This is a genomic window from Streptomyces sp. Z26, from assembly GCF_003665095.1.
GTDB lineage: Bacteria > Actinomycetota > Actinomycetes > Streptomycetales > Streptomycetaceae > Streptomyces > Streptomyces phytohabitans.
In genome coordinates this window covers 5,058,927-5,077,741 of record NZ_RCHV01000002.1, presented here as the reverse complement: position 1 = coordinate 5,077,741, position 18,815 = coordinate 5,058,927, and the positions used below count along the sequence as shown (strand labels likewise).

At 74.1% G+C, this 18,815-nt stretch carries 13 protein-coding genes; 2 read left to right on the top strand and 11 right to left on the bottom strand.

Features of this window, described 5'->3' with window-relative positions; all coding sequences use genetic code 11:
* Positions 1 to 55 precede the first annotated feature (55 nt).
* Positions 56 to 721 carry a hypothetical protein gene (locus D7M15_RS22150; RefSeq protein ID WP_206337403.1) on the bottom strand — a complete coding sequence of 222 codons (666 nt, stop codon included), beginning with the start codon at positions 719 to 721 and terminating at the stop codon, positions 56 to 58.
* Positions 722 to 1,159: 438 nt separating this feature from the next.
* On the opposite strand from D7M15_RS22150, the gene D7M15_RS22145 reads away from it, so the two are divergent.
* Entirely contained in the window at positions 1,160 to 2,062 is a 903-nt protein-coding gene (locus D7M15_RS22145) for an SAM-dependent methyltransferase (RefSeq protein WP_121519099.1), read from the top strand.
* Between the two features lie 110 nt (positions 2,063 to 2,172).
* Here D7M15_RS22145 and D7M15_RS22140 read toward each other — a convergent pair whose 3' ends face one another.
* From D7M15_RS22140 to D7M15_RS22110, 7 genes are all read right to left on the bottom strand, one after another.
* Positions 2,173 to 2,814 (bottom strand): hypothetical protein, encoded by a 642-nt coding sequence (locus D7M15_RS22140; protein WP_121519098.1) that lies wholly within the window; start codon positions 2,812 to 2,814, stop codon positions 2,173 to 2,175.
* Between the two features lie 148 nt (positions 2,815 to 2,962).
* The gene (locus tag D7M15_RS22135; RefSeq protein ID WP_240649420.1) at positions 2,963 to 3,478 is read right to left on the bottom strand and encodes a GNAT family protein; all 516 of its coding nucleotides are present in this window, start codon (positions 3,476 to 3,478) and stop codon (positions 2,963 to 2,965) included.
* Positions 3,479 to 3,533: 55 nt separating this feature from the next.
* A complete protein-coding gene (ffh, locus tag D7M15_RS22130; RefSeq protein ID WP_121519097.1) occupies positions 3,534 to 5,090 on the bottom strand; it encodes a signal recognition particle protein in 1,557 nt (518 codons plus the stop codon).
* 97 nt (positions 5,091 to 5,187) lie between these two features.
* The gene (locus tag D7M15_RS22125) at positions 5,188 to 7,632 is read right to left on the bottom strand and encodes a [protein-PII] uridylyltransferase (RefSeq protein WP_346428822.1); all 2,445 of its coding nucleotides are present in this window, start codon (positions 7,630 to 7,632) and stop codon (positions 5,188 to 5,190) included.
* A 1-nt stretch (position 7,633) separates the two neighbouring features.
* Complete coding sequence (locus D7M15_RS22120; RefSeq protein ID WP_121519095.1) at positions 7,634 to 7,972, bottom strand: P-II family nitrogen regulator; 339 nt, start codon at positions 7,970 to 7,972, stop codon at positions 7,634 to 7,636.
* On the bottom strand, positions 7,969 to 9,258 hold the full coding sequence (locus tag D7M15_RS22115) for an ammonium transporter (protein WP_121519094.1): 1,290 nt from the start codon (positions 9,256 to 9,258) through the stop codon (positions 7,969 to 7,971). The genes D7M15_RS22120 and D7M15_RS22115 overlap by 4 nt, the downstream gene beginning before the upstream one ends.
* A gap of 168 nt (positions 9,259 to 9,426) precedes the next feature.
* On the bottom strand, positions 9,427 to 11,070 hold the full coding sequence (locus D7M15_RS22110; protein WP_121519093.1) for a hypothetical protein: 1,644 nt from the start codon (positions 11,068 to 11,070) through the stop codon (positions 9,427 to 9,429).
* 262 nt (positions 11,071 to 11,332) lie between these two features.
* On the opposite strand from D7M15_RS22110, the gene D7M15_RS22105 reads away from it, so the two are divergent.
* Positions 11,333 to 12,028, top strand: coding sequence for a bifunctional DNA primase/polymerase (locus D7M15_RS22105; protein ID WP_121519092.1), 696 nt, complete (start codon positions 11,333 to 11,335; stop codon positions 12,026 to 12,028).
* Between the two features lie 110 nt (positions 12,029 to 12,138).
* On the opposite strand, the gene ftsY is transcribed toward D7M15_RS22105, so the two are convergent.
* The 3 genes from ftsY to smc all read right to left on the bottom strand — a co-directional run bounded on the left by ftsY (position 12,139) and on the right by smc (position 18,710).
* The gene (gene ftsY / locus D7M15_RS22100; RefSeq protein ID WP_121519091.1) at positions 12,139 to 13,338 is read right to left on the bottom strand and encodes a signal recognition particle-docking protein FtsY; all 1,200 of its coding nucleotides are present in this window, start codon (positions 13,336 to 13,338) and stop codon (positions 12,139 to 12,141) included.
* A gap of 93 nt (positions 13,339 to 13,431) precedes the next feature.
* A complete protein-coding gene (locus tag D7M15_RS22095; protein WP_121519090.1) occupies positions 13,432 to 14,859 on the bottom strand; it encodes a sugar porter family MFS transporter in 1,428 nt (475 codons plus the stop codon).
* Positions 14,860 to 15,116: 257 nt separating this feature from the next.
* Positions 15,117 to 18,710: a chromosome segregation protein SMC gene (gene smc / locus D7M15_RS22090; protein ID WP_121519089.1), complete on the bottom strand. Its 3,594-nt coding sequence runs from the start codon at positions 18,708 to 18,710 to the stop codon at positions 15,117 to 15,119.
* Positions 18,711 to 18,815 lie beyond the last annotated feature (105 nt).

Genomic DNA, 18,815 nt, shown 5'->3' with positions numbered 1-18,815 from the left:
CCCCCACGGCCCGCGCGCGCCACTGGCGCCCGCGCACCGCTCCCCTCCGGTCGGCTCAGCCCGCGACCGCCAGCGGTTCCGCCGTACTGCCTCCCGTCGGCTCCGGGATGCGGAACGGCTTGAGGCACGCCCCGCACATGATGGGCGCCTGCTCCAGGACGGACGGGACGACGCGGACGTTGCGCCCGCAGTCGCAGACGGCCTTGACGCGGACGCCGCCCCCGGAGGAGCCGTGCCGCGCGGCCGGGCCGCGGAAGCTGCGGCGGGTGTCGGTGGCGGTGGCGGCCACGGTGTGGGCCTTGAGGGCGCGCTGGAGACGCTCGATCGTGGGGCGGTAACGCGTTCTCGTCTCCGGGGCCAGCGTGACGAGGGAGAAGCCGCTGCTGGGGTGTGGCTCGTCGGCGTGGTCCAGGCCCAACTCCTCCGCGATCGCGAGGAAACGACGGTTGTGGTAGCGGCCCGCGCGGGAGGTGTCGCGGATGCCGCGGGCGGCGGCGATCCCGTGGACGGCCTCGTGCAGCAGGCGTTCGAATGAGAGCTCGGCGCCACATGCGGACGACGACTCTCCGATCAGCGATTCGGGCGCGGCCAGGTCCGGAAGCTCGGTGTGGTGCCGTTGAATATCGGCCCAGGCGGCTGCCAGCTCGGCGGCGAGGACTGGTGTCGTGCTCACGTCGCTTACAACGAGCGGGGACCCTCTGGTGTTCCGATTCCGGGCCATCCCAAATATTTTGCACGTACCGGTCAGTTCACTCCGATGGTCCTGGACACGGTCGGGTACGCAGATCTGCGGAGAAGTCGCACACCCGCCCCATCCCGGGGCGTACCACCGGGCCGCCACGTACGAGCGGCGCCGCCGCCAGTGACCCGTACGGCGCACACCCGCCGCGACCGGCCGCCCTCGTACGGGACTCCACGCCACGCCGGGGTGCACACCCTCTCAGAAGCACCCCCGCGCCGTACGGGCGCCCCGCGCACGCGGGGCACGCGGGGGTACGACGGCACGCGCCGCCCGCGACGCGGATGCCGGGGCGAAATGATCGGTTTAGCATCAATTCGCGTACCGGACCGTTGTCGGCCCGCTGTGTACCGCCCGGGTGCGCCCGGCGTGCCGCGGCGCCCCAGACGGCGACACATCGGCAGCGGATTGGGGCGCTCGATGACATCCACGCTCGTACAGGAAACCGACCTCCCACAGCGTGCCCGCGACTGGGCCGAACTCCAGGAACGAATGCTCGTGCCGCTCTACGAGGCGGTGTACGACCGTCTCGACGTCGGGGCCGGTACGCGGCTGCTGGGTCTGGGCTGCGGCTCCGGGCTGGCGCTGCTGCTCGCGGCCGCGCGGGGGGCGACCGTCACGGGGGTGGACAGCGACGCCAGCCGGCTCGACCTCGCCCGCGCGCTGTTGCTGCCGCGCCCCGAGGAGACCCCCCGGGGCGACGCGCGGCTCGTACGACGGGCGACGGACGGGGCGGCGGGCACGGACGGGAGCACGACCGGTACGGCGCACGCCGCGCGCGCGGACGGCCGGGAGCGGCCGGACGGGGCGGAGGACGCGGACGCCGTGCTCCCCCCGCGCGGTCCGCGCCCGGACGTGGTGACCGCCTTCGACGCGCTCGCGGAGTCCGCCGAACTGGCCCGCACCGCCGCCTCGTTGGACCGCGGCACGCCCGTCGTGCTGGCGGGCTGGGGCCCGCCGGAGCGGTGCGGCGCCGCCGCCGCGCTGGACGTGGCCGCGCGCCTGTCGGGTCCGCCCTCCGGCACCACCGGGGAGGCCGGCGTCCGGCCGCGGCCCGGTGGCCGGGACGACCTGGAGGAGCTGGCGCGCCGTTCCGGGCTGCGGCCGGACGGTTCGGGGCGGGTGGCGTGCCCGTTCACCTACGCGGACATGGACAGCGCCGTACGCGGACTGCTGTCGACCGGCCTGTACGACGACGCCGTACGCGTCACCGGTGAGGTGGACGTGTGCCGGGAGCTGACCGACGCCCTCCGTCCGCACCTGCGTCCCGACGGGACGGTGTGGATGCCGAACCTCTTCCGCTACGTCATCGCCCGCACCTGATCCCGGAAGACGCGCCCGCGGACACACCCGACGGGCGCGTCCACGGAGGGGGGACGCGCCCGTCGGGCACTCGCGGCCGGGCGTACGGGGTGCCCGTACGCGCGGCTGGTCTACTTCCGTTCGCCGGTGATCCGCGACGCGCCGCCGGGGCCGGTCCCGCCGAGCGGGCCCTCGGACGTACGGGGTGCGGCGATGCCCGGCGTACCCGGGGCCGCGCCCGCGCCCTCTCCGAGGAGCGCGTCGTACAGCGCGCGGCCGCGCACCATCGCCTCACGCAGCTGCTCGGTGGTCATCTCGCCGAGCGTCGCCGCGTGCAGCAGCCGGTGCCCGTCGACCTGGAACGGGTGGTGCACGGACAGCGCCTCGGACTGTCGGTCGTGCTGCCCGGCGGCCGGGAACCCGCGGTCGGCCGCGAGCTGGCCGAGGAGGGCCTCCGCCTCGGTCACCGCCTGCTGCGGTGAGGCGACGAAGCGCTCCTGCACGACGGTCCAGCGGGAGAGGTACGCCTCGTGGCTGCCGACGGGCAGCGGGGTCGGCGTGAGTTCGCCGTACTGGTCGACGCGGGCGCGGAGTTCCCGTTCGGTGGCCTTGGGGTCGCCGTTGTGGCGGGCGAGCACCCGCTCGTACTCGGGGCCGAAGCGCTGCCGCAGGGTGCGTCCGCCGACGCCTCCGCGACTCCGCCTCGCGTAGAGCGCGCCCGCGATGGCGAGGGCGGCGACGACGACCAGTAGGACGATCAGGACTGTGGACACGGCTGTCCGCCTCCGGCTCTGTCGGGGGTCCGGCTTCTCATCCCACGAGTGACCGCTCCAACGCGCCGTAAACAAGGGCCTGTTGAGAGGCCCGTACGTGCGTGCCCCCGTACGCGCCGACCGTCCCACCCGTCCGTCCGGCCCCCGTTCAGGCGCCGGGCCACTCCTCCGCCGTGAGGGCGAAGCGCTCGTGGTCGCGCCAGTCGCCGTTGAGGTGGAGCATCCGCGGGGAGTAACCCTCGTGCCGGAAGCCGAGGCGCTTGGCCATCGCGAGGGAACGCTCGTTCTCCGGCTGCACGTTGATCTCCAGCCGGTGCAGGCCGAGGCCGTCCGGCCCGGCGGCGAAGCACCGGTCGACGATCAGCCGCAGCCCCTCGGTCATCCGGCCGGTGCCCGCGTACGGGACGTAACTGTCGTAGCCGAGCGAGGCGTTGCGGAAGCGGCCGCGGACGATGTTGGCGACGTTGACGCGGCCGACCAGCCCGTCGTCCTCGTGGTCGAAGATCATGAAGGAGCGCAGTGCCGTGCCCTGCCGCAGCACCAACTCGGGCAGTCCGTCCGGCTCCACCGGGTTCCACGGGCCGAGGTGGTCGGCCGATCGCACTACGGCCTCGCTGTACGCCCGTTCGTCCTCGGGCCGCGGGGGGCGGATGTATACGCGCATGGCGCACATCATCCCCCGGCGCGGGCCGCCGCGCGTACGGCGGCCCGCCACGCGGTCACTTCGGCGGGAGGATGTCCCGGAACTCCTTCGGCAGTTCGAAGTCCCCCGCGTCCTGGCCCGCGCCCGGCAGCCCGAACGCGCCGCCGGACGGACCGGCCGCGCGCCGCTCGGCGGCGGCCTTCTCCTCCTGCTGGCGCTTCATCGGGTTCCCCGACTGGCGCTTGCCCTTGGCCTTCTTCTGCTGCTTGCCCTTCTTGCGCGCGGCACCACCCATGCCCGGCATCCCGGGCATTCCCGGCATGCCGCCGCCCTGGGCCATCTTGGACATCATCTTGCGCGCCTCGAAGAAGCGCTCCACCAGGTTCTTGACGGCGCTCACGTCCACGCCGGAGCCCTTGGCGATACGCGCCCTGCGGGACCCGTTGATCAGGGTGGGCTCGGCGCGCTCGGCGGGCGTCATGGACTTGATGATGGCGGCCGTACGGTCGACGTCGCGCTCGTCCAGGTTGTTGATCTGGTCCTTCATCTGGCCCATGCCCGGCATCATCCCGAGCAGCTTGGAGAGCGAGCCCATCTTGCGGACCTGCTCCATCTGCGCCAGGAAGTCGTCGAGCGTGAACTCCTTGGGCCCCTTCGCCAGTTTGGCCGCCATCTGCTCGGCCTCTTGCTGGCTGAAGGTCTGCTCGGCCTTCTCGATCAGCGTGAGCATGTCGCCCATGCCGAGGATGCGGGACGCCATGCGGTCCGGGTGGAACGCGTCGAAGTCGTCCAGCTTCTCGCCGTTCGAGGCGAACATGATCTGCTTGCCGGTGACCTGGGCGACCGACAGGGCGGCGCCGCCGCGCGCGTCGCCGTCGAGCTTCGACAGCACCACGCCGTCGAAGCCCACGCCGTCCCGGAACGCCTCGGCCGTGGTGACGGCGTCCTGGCCGATCATGGCGTCGACGACGAAGAGGATCTCGTCCGGGCTCACCGCGTCCCGGATGTCCGCGGCCTGCCGCATCAGTTCCTGGTCGATGCCGAGGCGGCCCGCGGTGTCGACGACGACCACGTCGTACTGCTTCTCGCGGGCGTGGGCCACGGAGTCGCGGGCGACCCGGACCGGGTCGCCGACGCCGTTGCCCGGCTCCGGCGCGTAGACCGCGACGCCCGCGCGCTCGGCCACGACGGACAGCTGGTTGACCGCGTTCGGGCGCTGGAGGTCGCAGGCGACGAGCAGCGGGGTGTGGCCCTGCTGCTGGAGCCAGCGGCCGAGCTTGCCGGCCAGGGTCGTCTTGCCCGCGCCCTGGAGGCCGGCGAGCATGATCACCGTCGGCGGGTTCTTGGCGAACCGGAGGCGGCGGGTCTCGCCGCCGAGGATGCCGACCAGCTCCTCGTTGACGATCTTGACGACCTGCTGGGCCGGGTTCAGGGCCTGCGAGACCTCGGCGCCGAGGGCGCGCTCCTTGACCTGCCTGATGAAGGCCCGGACGACGGACAGCGCGACGTCCGCCTCCAGCAGGGCGATACGGATCTCGCGCGCCGTGGCGTCGATGTCCGCCTCGGTGAGGCGGCCCTTGCCCCGGAGGTTCTTGAAGGTCGCTGCGAGGCGATCGGAGAGAGTGTCGAACACGGCGGTCGCGGGTCCTTCGGGTCGGAGGTCGTGCGGGCGGTCGACCCCCAAGGGTATCCGCCCGGCGGCGCGAGCGGCCCTCCTCGTGAGTCGGCCGTCAGCCGGTGAGCGCCCGTTCCAGCTCCCGTACCAGCTCGGAGGCTTCCGCCGGGGGCAGCGGGGCGCTCTCGGGGCCGGTGACGTAGAAGGCGTCGACGGCGTTGGCCCCGAGGGTGCTGACGTGCGCGCTGCGCACCGTCACGTGTGCGTGCTCCAGCGTACGGGCCACGCGGAACAGCAGCCCCGGCGCGTCCTGCGCGCGCACCTCGATGACGGTGGCCAGCCGCGACCCGGTGGGCGCGACGGTCACGCGCGCGGGCGGCGCGCCGGACGTACGGTCGCGGGGCCCGCGGTACGCCTGCTCGCGCTCCGCGAGGCGGGCGGCGACGTCCAGGGTGCCGTCGAGGGCGCGTACGAGGTCGGCCCGCAACCGTGCCGGGTCGGGCAGGGCGCCGTACTCGGCGGCGATCCGCCAGCTCAGCAGCAGCACGGGCGGCTCGTCGCCTCCACCCGTGCCGTCCGCCGCCCCGGGCTCCGGGTGCGCGGGGAGCCGACGCAGTTCGGCGGCGCGCACGGTGAGCCGGTGCAGGGCGAGTACGCCCGCCACCGCGGGCAGGACGCCCGGCCGTTCGCCCAGGGCCACCAGCAGCTCCGCGCCCGCCGCTTCGGGCTCCCCCGCCTCTCCGGCGTCGTCGTCCTCCGCGCGCAGGACGAGCGCCGGGCCGTCGGCGTGCCGGGCGTCCCGGACCAGCCGGTCCGCCTCCGGCGTCGGCGCGTACGCGGCGGCCCGCTCCTCGGGGTCGCCGCCCCGGAGCACCGCCGCGGTGCGCTTCACCAGGTCGGCGACGAGCCCGGCGCGCCACGCGGACCACGCGGCGGGGCCGGTGGCGAGGGCGTCGGCCTCGGTGAGGGCGTGCAGCAGCTCCAGCGTGCCGGGGCCGCCGACCGCCTCGGCCACCGCCGCGACGGTCGCCGGGTCGTCCAGGTCGCGGCGGGTCGCGGTGTCGACGAGCAGCAGGTGGTGGCGTACGAGCGTGCCGAGCACGTCCGCGTCCGCCGCGCCGAAGCCCATCCGGGCGGCGGTGTCCCGCGCGGCGGCGGCGCCGACCACGGAGTGGTCGCCGGGCCAGCCCTTGCCGATGTCGTGCAGCAGCGCGCCGACGAGCAGCAGGTCGGGGCGGTGCACCCGGCGGGTGAGGGCGGCGGCGCGTACGGCGGTCTCGATCAGGTGCCGGTCCACGGTCCAGGTGTGCACGGCGTTGCGCTGCGGGCGGCACAGTACGCGTTCCCAGTCCGGCAGCAGCGCGCCGACCAGCCCGGCGTCCTCCAGCGCCTCCCACACGGGCACCGTCGCGCGGCCCGCGCCGAGGAGACGTACGAACTCCTGCCGTGCCGCGGCGGGCCACGGCACGGGCAGCGGCGGCGCCGCCCGCGCCAGCCGCCGTACGGCCGACGGTGCCAGCGGCACTCCGGCCTGGGCCGCCGCGGCGGCGGCGCGCAGCGGCAGTACGGCGTCGCGTTCGGGGCGCGCGGTACGGGCGAGGGCGGCCTCGCCGTCGTGTGCGACGACGCCGTCCGCGAGGGGCGTACGCTCCTGGCGCGCGCCGCCGGTACGAGTGCCGCCGAGCAGGCCGCGCAGCCGCTGCCGCCCGGAGCGGGCGCGTACGACGCGGCCGACCTCGCGCCAGGTGACGTCCCCGGCGTACGCGAGGGTGCGCGCCGCCTCGTAGACCCGGCGCAGCAGTTCGTCCGCGTCGGCCAGTCCGAGGTCCGCCGCGACCTGGTCCTGGTCGTGCAGCGACAGCCGGTCGCCCGCCCGGCCGGTGGCCAGCTGGAGGGCGTCGCGGACGTCGAGGAGGGAGCGGCGGGCCTGCTCCAGGCCCTCGCGCGGGGCGTCCGCCAGCCAGGAGGCGGCGACGGCGCGGAGCGCGGTGGCGTCCCGCAGCCCGCCGCGCGCCTCCTTCAGGTCCGGCTCCAGCAGGAACCGCAACTCGCCGTGGCGCGCGGCCCGTTCGCGGCACAGCTCGTGCAGCTCGGGCAGGCGGCGGGTGGCCTGCGCGCGCCATCGGGCGAGTACGTCGGAGCGCAGCGCGGTGGTCAGCGCGGGGTCCCCGGCGAGGTGCCGGGCGTCGAGCAGGCCGAGCTGCACCCGCAGGTCGTCGTCGGCGGCCCGGCGCACCTCGGCCGGGCTCCGTACGGAGTGGTCGAGGGCGACGCCGAGGTCCCACACCGGGTACCAGACGCGGTCCGCGAGCCCCGCCAGTTCGTCCGGCGCGAGGCTCCCGTCGTGCAGAAGCAGCAGGTCGAGGTCGCTGCGCGGGGACAGCTCCCCGCGCCCGTACCCGCCGGTGGCGACCAGGGCCGTGCCCGGCGGCGCCCCGCCGAACAGCCCGGCCAGCCAGTGGTCGGTCAGCCGGGACAGCTCTGCGCGGCGGGCCGGGCCCGACCGGGCGCCGCCGCGCAGGAGGCGGCGCCGGGCCGTCGCGTAGTCGCGGGGCGCCACGTCAGAGGGCGTCCGGGCCACGCTCGCCCGTCCGGACCCGTACGGCCGTGTCGACCGGCAGGCTCCACACCTTGCCGTCGCCGATCTTGCCGGTGCGGGACGCCTTGACGACCACCTCGATCAGCTGCTCCGCGTCCTCGTCCTCGACGAGGACCTCGATGCGCACCTTGGGTACGAGGTCGACGGTGTACTCCGCGCCCCGGTAGACCTCGGTGTGGCCGCGCTGCCGCCCGTAGCCGCTCGCCTCGGTCACCGTGAGGCCCTGCACGCCGAACGCCTGGAGCGCTTCCTTGACCTCGTCGAGCCGGTGCGGCTTAATCACCGCCGTGATGAGCTTCACGCTTCCACCTTCCTGGTCTTCGTACCCGTGGTCCCCGCCGCCCCCGTGACACCCACCGTGCCCGTGCCGCGGGTGGCGGACGAGCCGCCGGAGGCGCTGGAGTCGTACGCCGTCTCCGCGTGGAACGCCTGGTCGAGGCCGGTCACCTCCTCGTCCTCCCCGGCGCGGAAGCCGACGGTGGCCTGGACGAGCCGGGCCAGCAGCCAGGAGACCACGAACGAGAACGCCATCACCGAGAACGCGCCCACCGCCTGCTTCCCCAACTGCCCGGCGCCGCCCACCCCGTCGACGGCGAGGACGCCGACGAGCAGGGTGCCCACGACACCGCCGACGAGGTGCACGCCGACCACGTCGAGCGAGTCGTCGTAGCCCAGCTTGAACTTGAGGCTGACCGCCCAGGAGCAGAGGGCCCCCGCGACGACGCCGATCAGGACGGCGCCCATGGCGTTGACGTGCGCGCCGGACGGCGTGATCGCGACCAGTCCGGCGACCGCGCCGGACGCGGCGCCGAGGGTGGTGAACGCGCCGTGCCGTACGCGTTCGTACGCGAGCCAGCCGAGCATCGCGGCGCCGGTGGCGACCTGCGTGTTGAGCGCCATGGTGGCGGCGGTGCCGTCGGCGGCGAGGGCGGAGCCCGCGTTGAAGCCGAACCAGCCGAACCACAGCAGCGCCGTGCCGAGCATCACCAGCGGCAGGCTGTGCGGGCGCATCACGTCCTTGCGGAAGCCGATGCGGCGGCCGACGACGAGGACGGCGGCGAGGGCGCCGACACCCGCGTTGATGTGGACGGCGGTGCCGCCCGCGAAGTCGATGACCTCCAGCTCGAACAGCCAGCCGCCCTCGGCCCACACCCAGTGCGCGACGGGGAAGTACACGAAGGTCACCCAGAGCGTGATGAACAGCGCCCAGGAGCTGAACTTCACCCGGTCCGCGAGCGCCCCGCTCATCAGGGCGGGCGTCAGGACGGCGAACATCAGCTGGAACGTGACGAACGCGAAGACGGGGATGCCCTCGTCACCGCCGGTCAGCGTGGTGGCGTCGATGCCCTTGAGGCCGATGTGGTCGAAGTTGCCGATGACTCCGCCGTTGTCGGAGCCGAAGGCGAGCGAGTAGCCGTACAGCACCCACAGGACGCTGACGATGCCCAGCGAGACGAAGGACATCATGAGCATGTTGAGTGCGCTCTTGACCCGGACCATGCCGCCGTAGAAGAAGGCGAGGCCGGGCGTCATCACCATGACCAGCGCTGCGCTGATCAGTACGAAGGCGGTGTCCGCGCCGTTCAATGTGACGTCTCCCTCGGAGTCGGAGACCCGCCCGGGGCAGGATCTGATGGGCCGGAATGCGCCACAGAATCCCGAGCCCCCGTTTCCACGGGCGCCGAGGGGCGTTTCGCCGCGGTGACGAACGCGCGGACGTTGTTACGCCTCGGTGAACGAACGCTCGCGGGCCCCTCAGCCCGCCAGCGCGGAGTCCTCCTCGTCGGGCAGCTCACGGCTGAGCCGCTCGGTCAGCCGCGCCACCGCGGGCACCTGCCCGAAGTCGCGGGCCGCCGTCGCCGCCGTCCGGCGGATGCGGTTGTTGACCCGCTCCGAGCGCAGCCGTCGGGCCACGTCCATCGCCTCCGACGCACGTGAGGCGCACCGCTCCGGGTCCTTCTGGAGGAGGTGCACGCTGGCCATGCCGATGAGGTTCAGCGCGTACGACCGCTGGTGGCCGCCACCCTCCGCCGCCGACTCGGCCACCTCCCGCCGGTACAGCTCGATGGCGCGCTCCATCGCGGGCTCCGCCAGCGAGGCGTACGTGGGGCTGCGGCCCGCGGAGTACGCCAGGTCGCGGTACGAGTGGGCGTTCTCCGCGTGCAGTTCGGCGGCGGAGAAGAAGCGGATCCAGTCCGGCTCCGGGGCGAAGCCGTCGATGTCCTCGAAGGTGTCCTCTGCCATCCGTACGGCCCGCTTGCACTTGCCGGGCTGGCCCATGTTCGCGTACGCCCGCGCCTCCACCGCGTGCAGCATCGCCTGCGTACGGGCGGTGGCGCCCTCGCGGCTGCCGTACTGCGCGAGGTGGATCAGCTCCAACGCGTCCTCGGGGCGGCCGAGATGGATCATCTGGCGGCTCATGTCCGAGAGCACGTACGAGCCGAGCGGCCGGTCCCCGGCCTCCTTCGCCGCGTGCAGCGCCAGCACGAAGTACTTCTGCGCGGTGGGCTGCATGCCGATGTCGTACGTCATCCAGCCCGCCAGCTCGGCCAGTTCGGCGGTCACGCCGAAGAGGCGGCGGGTGATCTCCGCGGAGTGGCTGTCCTGGAGCAGCTCCGTCACCTCGTGCAGCTGCCCGACGACGGCCTTGCGGCGCAGGCCGCCGCCGCACGCCGCGTCCCAGCGGCGGAACATCACGGTGGTCTGCTCCAGCAGCTCCAGCTCCGGTACGGACAGCCGGGCCGTACGTCGCGCGCCGCCCGCGTTCCCGCCGGCGCGCGGCCCCGCGTCCCGGGTCGGGAACGGCGCGGCCGTCTCCACCCCGGGCGGCGGGCCCGACGCGGGGGCGGGCGGCACGGCGCCGGGGTCCGTGGGCGGGGCGGGAGCGGCGTCCGGCGCGACGGGGGCCGTCGGGGTGGGCACCAGCCAGCGCTGCATGGGCTCGATCAGCGCCTGCCCGGCGGCCATGGTCAGGGAGGTGCCGAGGAAGCCGCGGCGCCCCAGCATCAGGTCGCTGCGCGAGAACTCGCTGATCAGCGTCACCGTCTGCGGCCCCGCCCAGGGCAGGTCCACGCCGGAGGCCGCCGGGGAGGTGCGCGCCGGGCGCAGCCCCAGGTCCTCGACGGCGACGACGCAGCCGAAGCGCTCCGAGAACAGCTCCGACAGGATGCGCGGTATGGGCTCGCGCGGCTGCTCGCCGTCCAGCCAGCGCCGTACGCGCGAGGTGTCCGTGCTGACGTGGTGGGCGCCGAGCTGGCGCGCCCGCCGGTTCACCTGCCGGGCCAGCTCGCCCTTCGACCATCCGCTCCGGACGAACCACGAACCCAGCTGCTCGTTCGGGCGCTTCTCGGGCGCGCCGACACCGCTGTCGCCGTTGCCGCTCACGCGTGACGCCCCCATCCGGCCCCGCCCCGCGCCGTCCCCCCGGCGTACGCGTGCACTGGGCTTCTCGCCGCTGTGTGTACCGAAAGTAACCCCACGGTCACCGCCCCCGCGACGGCGTTTGAACAATCGCCACCATTCGCCACCCCATCGGATGAACCTTTCCGTCGCGTCCCACGATTGACTTGACACCGGGGACGAGCCGATACGCCTGACCCGCGTCGGTCACGGTCCGCAGTCCCGTCGTAACCATCGGCACGCGGGACCCGTTGGAGGGAACATGGGGTTCACGATCGGCGCCCTCGGCAGTGGCATCCGGGACATCCGGGACCTGCGCGAGCTGCGCCCGGGGTCCCGGCGCCGCAGCCGGGCGTCGGAGCACACGGCAGTCGCGGAGTACGCCGGGTTGTGGGGCTGGGCCGTCGTGCCCGGCGCACGCGCGGCGCGCACCGGAGGGCGTACGAGATGCTCGTGCGGCGCGGACCGCTGCGCCTCCCCCGGCGCCCACCCGCTGGACCCGGCGCTGGAGGTGCCCGCGGGCGCCACCCTCGGCGAGGCCACCGAGGCCTGGGCGCGTGTGCCGGGTGCCGCGCTGCTGCTGCCGGTCGGCCGCACCTTCGACGTGATCGAGGTGCCCGAGGCCGCCGGGCGGCACGCGCTCGGCCGGATGGAACGCATGGGCCTGCCGCTGGGGCCCGTCGCGGCCACCCCGCACGGCCGGGCGTGGTTCCTGGTGGCGCCGGGCGCCGCCGCCGAACTCCCCCGGCTGCTCTACCGCATGGGCTGGGACGACTCCTGCCTCGACCTGCGCTGCCTCGGTCCCGGCGACCACATCACGGCGCCGCCGTCCGACCTCGGCGGTCTCGGCCCGGTGCACTGGCTGCGCCCGCCGACCCCGGCCGGGGCGGCCCACCCGCCGGAGGCCAGGCTGCTGTTGGGCACGCTCGCGTACGTCTGCCACCGTTCGGCGGCCTGACCCCCGTACGGCGCCGACGCGCGGGAGGGGGCCCGTAGGCCGCCCCGCCGCCCGTCGTCCGTACGCCGGTGGCGCGTGCGCACGCCGTACGCGCGCGCTTCGTAAGTCGCTCACTCGTCGTCGATCAGCGCGTCCACGAACGCCTGCGGCTCGAACGGCGCCAGGTCGTCCGCGCCCTCACCGAGGCCCACCAGCTTGACGGGCACGCCCAGTTCACGCTGCACGGCCACGACGATGCCGCCCTTGGCGGTGCCGTCGAGCTTCGTCAGCACGATTCCGGTGATGTCCACGACCTCCGCGAACACCCGCGCCTGGACCAGGCCGTTCTGCCCGGTGGTGGCGTCCAGGACCAGCAGCACCTCGTCGACCGGGCCGTGCTTCTCCACGACGCGCTTGACCTTGCCCAGCTCGTCCATGAGCCCGGTCTTGGTGTGCAGGCGGCCCGCGGTGTCGATGAGGACGACGTCGGCACCCGCCTCCGTACCCTCCTTGACCGCGTCGAACGCGACCGAGGCCGGGTCGCCGCCCTCGGGGCCGCGCACCGTACGGGCGCCCACCCGCTCGCCCCAGGTCTGGAGCTGGTCGGCGGCGGCGGCGCGGAAGGTGTCGGCGGCGCCGAGGACCACGGACCTGCCGTCGGCCACGAGGACGCGGCCGAGCTTGCCGGTGGTGGTGGTCTTGCCGGTGCCGTTGACACCGACGACGAGCACGACCCCGGGCCGGTCCTCGGCGCCGCGGGTCTCGGTGTGCACGGTGCGGTCGAGGTCGGGCCCGACGAGCGTGAGCAGCTCCTCGCGCAGGAGGGTGCGCAACTCGTCCGGCGTACGCGTGCCGAGCACCCGTACCCGCTCGCGCAGCGCCGTCACCAGCTCCTCGGTGGGGGCGACGCCGACGTCGGCGGTGAGCAGGATGTCCTCGACCTCCTCCCACGTCTCGTCGTCCAGACGTTCCCGGGAGAGCAGCGTCAGCAGGCCCTTGCCCAGCGAGTTCTGCGAGCGCGAGAGCCGCGCGCGGAGCCGTACGAGGCGACCGGCCGCGGGCTCCGGCACCTCGATCTCGGGTGCGGCGGGGGCGGGTGCGGTCGTGGTGTCCGGCAGATCGACCTCTTCGATCGTTCTGCGCGGCTCCTCCAGCGCGGTATCCGCGTCCTCGCCGACCTGCGGTTCGGCGGGGGGCGCGGTGGTCGTGGCGGCGGGCGTGGCCGCGGCGCGCGATTCCCGGGTCTTCTTCCTGCGACCGGTGATCACGAGCGCGCAGATCCCGAGGAACGCGGCCACGGCGATGACTACAGCAAGGATGACGATGTCCATAACGCGGCCCAGTATTCCAGTGCCGGGCGCGCGTACTGCCCCGGCTCGGGTCGAGCCGGGGCAGTATCCGTGCGAGGAGTGGGCGGCGGGGAGTCAGCCCATCTCCTCCAACGCCTTGCCCTTGGTCTCCGGCACCCATTTCAGGATGAACGGGATCGAGAGCAGGGCGAAGACCGTGTAGATCACGTACGCGCCCGAGAGGTTCCAGTCGGACAGGCTCGGGAAGCTCACGGTGACCAGCCAGTTGGCGACCCACTGCGCGGCGGCGGCGACGCCGAGCGCGGCCGCCCGGATGCGGTTCGGGAACATCTCGCCCAGCAGCACCCACACGACCACGCCCCACGAGAGCGCGAAGAAGAGGACGAAGGCGTGGGCGGAGACGAGCGCCACGTTCCCCTGGAGTTCGGGCAGCTCGATGTCGGTGCCCGTACCGGACTTGTACGAGAAGGCCCACGCGGCGAGACCCAGCGAGACGGCCATGCCCGCGGAACCGGCGAGGACGAGGGGCCTGCGGCCGATCCGGTCCACGAGGAGGACGGCGATCACGGTGCCGACGATGTTGATGATCGACGTCGTGAAGCTGTAGAAGAACGAGCCGGACGGGTCGACGCCGACGGACTGCCACAGCGACGAGCTGTAGTAGAAGATCACGTTGATGCCGACGAGCTGCTGGAAGACGGAGAGGCCGATGCCGATCCAGACGACCGGCAGCAGGCCGTAGCGGCTGCTCGCGAGGTCCTTCAGCGTCGGCTTGTGCTCGCTGTCCAGCGCGCGCTCGATCTCCGCGACGCGCTCGTCGGGGTCGTGGTCCGTCCCCTCGACCTGGGCGAGCACCTGCTTGGCCTCGTCGGTGCGGCCCACCGCGATGAGGTAACGGGGCGATTCGGGGATGGCGAAGGACAGCAGCCCGTACAGCACGGCGGGCACGACCATCACGCCGAGCATCCACTGCCAGGCCTCCAGCCCGGCGATGGTGCCGCGCTGGTCGCCGTCCGCGAGGTGGAGGATGCCCCAGTTCACCAGCTGTGAGACGGCGATGCCGATGACGATGGCGGCCTGCTGGAAGGAGGCGAGGCGGCCGCGGTACGCGGGGGGCGCGACCTCCGCGATGTACGCGGGGGCGATCACCGACGCCATGCCGATGGCGATGCCGCCGACGACGCGCCACAGGGCGAGGTCCCAGAGGGAGAAGGGGACGGCCGAGCCGACGGCGCTGAAGGTGAAGATGACGGAGGCGAGCTGCATGACGCGGATGCGGCCGACGCGGTCGGCGAGGCGTCCGGCCGTCGCGGCGCCGATGGCGCAGCCGATCAGGGCGGCGGCGATCACCTGGGCGAGGGCTTCCGAGCCGATGTCGTACCGGTGCCGGATGGCCTCGACGGCGCCGTTGATGACGGAGCTGTCGTAGCCGAAGAGGAAGCCGCCCATGGCGGCCGCGGCGGTGATGAAGACGACGTGGCGGAGCTGCTGCGGCCGGGCGGCGCGCGCGGCCTCCGGGTCCGGGGGTGCGGTGCTGGTCAAGGGGTGCTCCTGCGGTGCCCGGCATCGTCGCCGGGGTGGGGGACGTGTCACCTCCGCCCGGTGGACGTGCGGCACCACGGGAGGCCCGCTTGTCACCAGTTGAAGGTAAGAGCGACCCGACAGACCTTATTCGTTCAAGTGTCGAAGTCAATAGTCGCACCAGGACCGCCCGGAGCCGGACTCCCGTACGGGGAGCAGACGTTGTGTTGATGCCGTGAAGTGATGTCGGTTCGGTGCAGCGGACGTGACCGCGTCGCTCAGCCCAGCCGCTGGCTGATGACCTTCGAGACGCCGTCGCCCTGCATGGACACGCCGTAGAGCGCGTCCCCGACCTCCATCGTCCGCTTCTGGTGCGTGATGACGATCAGCTGGGAGCTGTCCTTCAGCTCCTCCATGATCCGGATCAGCCGCTGGAGGTTGGTGTCGTCCAGCGCCGCCTCGACCTCGTCCATCACGTAGAACGGGCTCGGCCGCGCCTTGAAGATCGACACCAGCAGCGCCACCGCCGTCAACGACCGCTCGCCGCCCGAGAGCAGCGACAGCCGTTTCACCTTCTTGCCCGGCGGACGGGCCTCCACGTCGACGCCGGTGGCCAGCATGTCGTCCGGGTCGGTCAGGACGAGCCTGCCCTCGCCCCCGGGGAACAGCCGCGAGAAGACGCCCTCGAACTCGCGCGCCGTGTCGTGGTACGCCTGCGTGAAGACCTGCTCGACCCGCTCGTCGACCTCCTTCACCACCTGGAGGAGGTCGGCCCGCGTCTTCTTGAGGTCCTCCAACTGCTCGCTGAGGAACTGGTGCCGCTCCTCCAGCGCCGCGAACTCCTCCAGCGCCAACGGGTTGATCTTCCCCAGCTTCTGGTACGCCCGTTCCGCCGCCTTCAGCCGCCGCTCCTGTTCGGCCCGTACGAACGGGACCGGCAGGTTGCGCGGATGTTGCGGGTCCTCCGGCAGCTCCTCGCCCTCCGCGGGCGGGGACGGCGGCACCGGCTGGTCCGGGCCGTACTCGCCGATCAGACCGGCGGGTTCGACGCCCAGCTCCTCCAGCGCCTTCGTCTCCAACTGCTCGATCCGCATCCGCTTCTCGGCGCCCAGCACCTCGCCGCGGTGGACCGAGTCGGTGAGCTTGTCCAGCTCCTCCTTCAACGCGCGCCCCTCGTCGCGCTCCACGACCAGCGCCCGTTCCCGCTCGGTCTTCGCCTCCTCGGCCCGCTCCCGCTCCTCCTGCGCCCGCGCCAACGACGCCTCGACGTGCGCGAGCAGCTGCCGCGTACCGTGCGCCACCGCCGCCGCGACCTCCGCCTCGTGGCGCATACGGGCGCGGCGGCGCTCGGCGCGCGCCCGCGCCTCGCGTTCGGCGCGCGCCCCCCGGTCCAGCGAATCCGCCCGCCCGGCGAGGCCCTTGGCACGCTCCTCGTGCGTACGGACCTGGAGCCGCGCCTCCATCTCCGTCTGCCGGGCGTTGGCGCCGTCGGCCGCGAGCCGGTCCCGTACGCCGGTGTCCGGCTCGACCTCCTCCTCCTGCGCCTCCTCGGCCACGGCGAGCCGTTCGGCCAGCTCCTCGGCCTCCTCCGTGGCCCGTACGAGCGCCTCCCGCGCCCGCGTGACCGCCGCCGCCGAGCGCTCCACCTCGCCCGCGGCGGCCCGCGCCTGGCCGCCGAGGCGGCCCAGCTCCCCCGCGACCTTCGACTTCTCCCGGTCCGCCGCGCTGCGCCGCGCGCCCAACTCCTCGACCAGCGCGGCCGCCTCGCCCCGCTGCTCCTTGGCCCGTACGCGGTCCCGCGCGGTGTCGGCGCAGCGCGTGGCCAGCTCCTCCAGCTCCGCCGCCGCCTCGTCGACGGCTGCCTGCGCCTCCAGCATGCTGGGCGCGCCGGCGGAGCCGCCCTGCGCGAAGTGGACGCCGAGCAGGTCCCCTTCGGCGGTGACCGCCACCGAACCGGGCTCCGCGGCGAGAAGCCGCTCCGCGTCCTCCAGGGTGCCGACGACCACGACGTCGCGCAGCAGCCGCCGTACGGCGGGCATCAGGTGCGCGGGCCCGGTGACGAGCCCGGCGGCGGTGCGGCGGTCGCCCGTACGGTCCGATGGGGCGCCCGCTTCCGCCCGTTCCGGCCGCCCGTCCGCCGCCACGGCGTCCTCGGGCGCGCCGAGCAGCAGGGCCGCGCGGCCGCCGTCCTGCTTGCGCAGGAGGCGGAGCGCGTCGGCGGCGGTACCGGTGTCCGCGACGGCGAGCGCGTCGGCGGCGGCGCCGAGCGCGGCGGCGACGGGGACCTCGTACCCCGGCGCCACGGTGAGGAGTTCGGCGGCCGGGCCGAGCAGGCCGGTGAGCTGGTCGCGGGCGCCGAGGAGGGCGCCCGTGCCGTCCTTGCGGCGCAGACCGAGGGCGAGCGCGTCGTGCCGCGCGGAGGTGGCGGCCCGCTCCCGCTCGGCGGTGGTGGCCGCCTCGCCCGCGGCGGCCAGGGCCCGTTCCGCGTCGGCCAGCGCGGCCTTGGCGGCGTCGTGCCGCCCGGCCAGCGCCTCGTCCCCCGCGTCGAGCCCGTCGACCTCGGCCCGCAGCGCCTCGTACTCCTGCTGCGCGGTCGCCGCGCGCCCCTCCGCGTCCGCGCGGCTCGCGGCCAGCCGGTCGATCTCGGCCTGCGCCGAAGAGGCCCGGCCGCGCGCGGCGTTGGCCTTGCCCTGCAACCGCGCCAGGCTCTCCCGGCGCTCCGCCTCGGCGCGGGCCGCGTCCCGGAGGCGGCGCTCCTCGTCCTCCAACCGGCGTTCCAGCTCGGCGCGGTGGGACACGGTGTCGTCCAGGGCCCGGGTGGCCGCCTCGATGGCGGCCTCCAACTCGGCCTCCTGCTCCCGTACGCGCGCCGCTTCCCGTTCCATGTCCTCCGGATCGCGCCCGCGCCGCTCCTCCTCGGGCCGGGCCGACGCGCTCTTGACCCGGGCGTCCGCGAGGCTGACGGTGCCGCGTACGCGCTCCGCGAGCTGCGACAGCTCGTACCACGTCTGCTGCGCGCGCTGGAGCCGCGGTGCCAACGTCCGCACTTGCTGCTCCAGTTCGGCCTCGCGGCGCAGCGCCTCCTTCAGCCGGGCCTCGGCGGCCTCCTTGCGCTCCTTCAGCGCCGCCTCGTCCGCGACCTCGGTCCGCAGCGCCTCCCGCAGCGACACCAGGTCGTCGGCGACGAGCCGCAGCCGCGCGTCGCGCAGGTCGGCCTGGATGACCTGCGCCCGGCGGGCGACGGCGGCCTGGCGGCCCAACGGCTTGAGCTGGCGGCGCAGTTCGTCGGTCAGGTCCTGTACGCGCGCGAGGTTCGCCTGCATCGCGTCCAGCTTCCGCAGCGCCTTCTCCTTGCGCTTGCGGTGCTTGAGTACGCCCGCCGCCTCCTCGATGAACGCGCGGCGGCCGGTGGGGTCGGCGTGCAGGACGGAGTCCAACTGGCCCTGGCCGACGATGACGTGCATCTCGCGGCCGATGCCGGAGTCGGACAGCAGCTCCTGGATGTCGAGCAGGCGGCAGGTGTCGCCGTTGAGCTGGTACTCACTGCCGCCGTTGCGGAACATGATGCGGGTGAGGGTGACTTCGGCGTAGTCGATGGGCAGCGCGCCGTCCGCGTTGTCGATCGTCAGCGACACCTCGGCGCGGCCGAGGGGCGGGCGGCCCGTCGTACCGGCGAAGATGACGTCCTCCATCTTGCCGCCGCGCAGCGACTTGGCACCCTGCTCGCCCATCACCCACGACAGGGCGTCGACCACGTTCGACTTGCCGGAGCCGTTGGGGCCGACCACGCACGTGATGCCGGGCTCGAAGCGCAGCGTGGTGGCGGAGGCGAAGGACTTGAACCCGCGCAGGGTCAGGCTCTTGAGATGCACGCCGTCGGACTCTACCGCGCGTCGCCGTCAGGCCGCCGTCCCCGCGCTGGCCGGTAAGCGCGCGCCGGATCATCTTCGGGGTTTTGACACGGAGAGTGCCGGGCA

Bases quoted from the DNA above. Each gene is read 5' to 3' on its own strand.
- D7M15_RS22150 (WP_206337403.1), bottom strand. From the start codon at position 721: ATGGCCCGGAATCGGAACACCAGAGGGTCCCCGCTCGTTGTAAGCGAC.
- D7M15_RS22110 (WP_121519093.1), bottom strand. From the start codon at position 11,070: ATGGGGGCGTCACGCGTGAGCGGCAACGGCGACAGCGGTGTCGGCGCG.
- ftsY (WP_121519091.1), bottom strand. From the start codon at position 13,338: ATGGACATCGTCATCCTTGCTGTAGTCATCGCCGTGGCCGCGTTCCTC.
- D7M15_RS22105 (WP_121519092.1), top strand. From the start codon at position 11,333: ATGGGGTTCACGATCGGCGCCCTCGGCAGTGGCATCCGGGACATCCGG.
- D7M15_RS22145 (WP_121519099.1), top strand. From the start codon at position 1,160: ATGACATCCACGCTCGTACAGGAAACCGACCTCCCACAGCGTGCCCGC.
- D7M15_RS22135 (WP_240649420.1), bottom strand. From the start codon at position 3,478: ATGCGCGTATACATCCGCCCCCCGCGGCCCGAGGACGAACGGGCGTAC.